This window comes from Halobacillus sp. BBL2006 (assembly GCF_000786645.1).
Taxonomy (GTDB): domain Bacteria; phylum Bacillota; class Bacilli; order Bacillales; family Halobacillaceae; genus Halobacillus.
Genome location: NZ_JRNX01000446.1, coordinates 1 through 2,503, shown reverse-complemented (window position 1 = coordinate 2,503; position 2,503 = coordinate 1). Strand labels below are relative to the sequence as shown.

Genomic DNA, 2,503 nt, shown 5'->3' with positions numbered 1-2,503 from the left:
GAAAATGCGTTAAACCTTGGTGAAGTTGGCTCGGTTCAGCTGGACTATGATCAGGCAAGCGGCACGTCGACATTCAATGACTATTATCAGGGAGTTATTGGAGAAATGGCTGTTAATACACAAGAAGCGAACCGCATGGTCAATAACACAAATGTTTTGAAGCAGTCTGTGGAACAACAGCGTCAGTCCGTCAGCTCCGTCTCATTGGATGAAGAAATGGCGAATATGGTGAAATTTCAGCATGCATACAATGCCGCTGCTAGAAATATTACGGTCGTGGACGAAATGATTGACCGAGTCATTAACCAAATGGGTCGAGTAGGAAGGTAGGGGAATAAAAGATGCGCGTCACACAAAGTATGCTTTCGAATAATATGCTGAGAAACTTGAGCAAAAGCTATGATAATTTGGGCAAGTATCAGGAGCAGCTGTCAACAGGTAAAAAGATCTCCCGTCCTTCCGATGATCCGGTTGTGGCGATGAAGGGGATCGACTACCGTTCCCAGCTGACAGAAGTGAAGCAATACCAACGAAATATTGCGGAAGTACATAATTGGATGGACAATAGCGATTCCGCGCTTGATAAAGCAACAAAAGCGATGCAGCGGGTGCGTGAACTTACTGTTCAAGCGAGTAACGGGACCTATGAAACGGGGCAACGGGAAAATATCGCCAAGGAAATCCGCCAGCTGAAAGAACATCTTGGCACGATTGCTAATACGAAAGTGAACAACAAATACATCTTTAACGGATCGAATACGACAGCTGCTCCTGTCAATATGGACAACTTTACGGTCGCGGCAGACAATAGTGATGTGAATATTTCAGTGTCAGCTGGAGTGAATTTGAAAAGTAATGTTACTCCTGAACCGGTGTTTGAACAAGAGCTGTTTGAGGAGCTTGAAAACTTTGCTTCCGGCTTAGAAAGTGGTGCATCCGAAGAAGAGCTAGGAGCTTATATCTCGACGTTTGATGAAGACATTAACAACATTGTGAATGCACGTGCAGACCTTGGTGCACGAATGAACAGAGTCGAACTCATCGAAGATCGTTTAGAAACTCAAAAAGTCTCTGCAGCTAAAATGATGTCTGAAAATGAAGACGCCGATTTAGAAAAAGTCATCACAGACTTGAAGACGCAGGAAAGTGTACACCGAGCGGCAATGGGTGTAGGTGCTCGAATCATTCAACCGACTTTAATGGACTTTTTACGATAAAGCTATCTGACTTCAGGTAGCTTTTCTTTATAAGGAGAGGATATGATGGCCATTCCTCAATTGCAAGTGCAAACACAGCCCGCAAAACTGAATCTGAAAACGAATTCTGCGGTACATGAGTACAAGCAGATGAAGGCCGAGCAGAGCATCCAGCAGCCGGAATCGGATCTGTCTATTCGTCAACGCCCGGGAAACCTGACGATTGATCAATCGAATGCATGGAGAAATCTGCACTTGAAGACGGTGTTTGAACGAGCGGAAGAATTCGCGGATTATTCCAACCAGAAATGGCTCGAAGGTGTGGGGCAAACCGCACGTGAAGGTGATGAACTGATGAGGATCGAGAACAAAGGAAACCCGATTGCCGAGCAGGCGAAGCGAAACGCGGTTATGGATTTTACGTATCAACCTGGGGATACGCCAGGGTATGACTTGGTGAAAGTTTCCTATGATGCGACCCCAGCTGATATTCAGGTGAAGCCGAATGCACCGATCATTGAACATACGCCGAGATACCCGCAGTTCAGCTATCAAAGAGGAAACGTCGATGTCACGCTCGCTCAGCATTCCGAGGTCCGAATCGATTGGAAAATTTAATTTTTTCACAAAGGAAGTTATCAGATGGAAATTGAAACGAATTATTTTGGCAAGGTGGAAGTTGAAGAAGAGCAGATCGTTGTAATTATCCATGGCTTACCAGGATTTAAGGAATATAAAAAGTTTGTCGTGCTTCTCCTTGAGGATGCTCCTGTTTATAGGGTTCTGCAGTCTGTCGAAGATGCGGGACTTGCGTTTATTGTCGTGAATCCTTACGTGTTCTTTAAGGACTATGCCTTTGACATCGATGAACAAACGAAGCAGGAGCTGGATTTGAAAGAGGCTAAGGATGTGGAGCTGTACTCGGTGATGACAATCCGTGATCCTTTCAAAACATCCACACTTAATTTGCAAGCGCCAATCGTCATTAATGGGAAAAATCAACACGCGAAACAGTTGATCTTGAACAACTCCGATTATCATACGAAGCATTCGATTGAGGTTCATGAGGAAGCAGGTGGCCAACATGCTCATCCTTAATCGAAAAAAAGACGAATCGATCAAAATCGGTGATGATATCGAAATTAAAGTTTTATCCATTGAAGGTAATCAAGTGCGGATTGGGATTGATGCTCCTGCGAATATGGAAATTCATCGGAAAGAGATTTACTTAGCGATTCAGGAAGAGAATGAAGCAGCTGCATCGTTCTCTGATAATCTAATGGACTTGTTAAAAAACAATAAAAAAG

5 protein-coding genes are annotated in these 2,503 nt (G+C 44.0%); all 5 read left to right on the top strand.

What is annotated here, in order from left to right:
- Positions 1–330, top strand: a 330-nt coding sequence (locus LD39_RS13410) for a flagellar basal body rod C-terminal domain-containing protein (RefSeq protein WP_035547765.1), incomplete at its 5' end; no start/stop codon positions are given.
- An 11-nt stretch (positions 331–341) separates the two neighbouring features.
- The gene (gene flgL / locus LD39_RS13405; RefSeq protein ID WP_035547762.1) at positions 342–1,217 is read left to right on the top strand and encodes a flagellar hook-associated protein FlgL; all 876 of its coding nucleotides are present in this window, start codon (positions 342–344) and stop codon (positions 1,215–1,217) included.
- A gap of 45 nt (positions 1,218–1,262) precedes the next feature.
- The gene (locus tag LD39_RS13400) at positions 1,263–1,814 is read left to right on the top strand and encodes a DUF6470 family protein (protein ID WP_035547759.1); all 552 of its coding nucleotides are present in this window, start codon (positions 1,263–1,265) and stop codon (positions 1,812–1,814) included.
- Positions 1,815–1,838: 24 nt separating this feature from the next.
- Positions 1,839–2,294 carry a flagellar assembly protein FliW gene (gene fliW / locus LD39_RS13395; RefSeq protein WP_035547756.1) on the top strand — a complete coding sequence of 152 codons (456 nt, stop codon included), beginning with the start codon at positions 1,839–1,841 and terminating at the stop codon, positions 2,292–2,294.
- The coding region (gene csrA / locus LD39_RS13390) for a carbon storage regulator CsrA (RefSeq protein WP_035547753.1) at positions 2,281–2,503 on the top strand (223 nt) is incomplete at its 3' end. The genes fliW and csrA, both read left to right, overlap by 14 nt.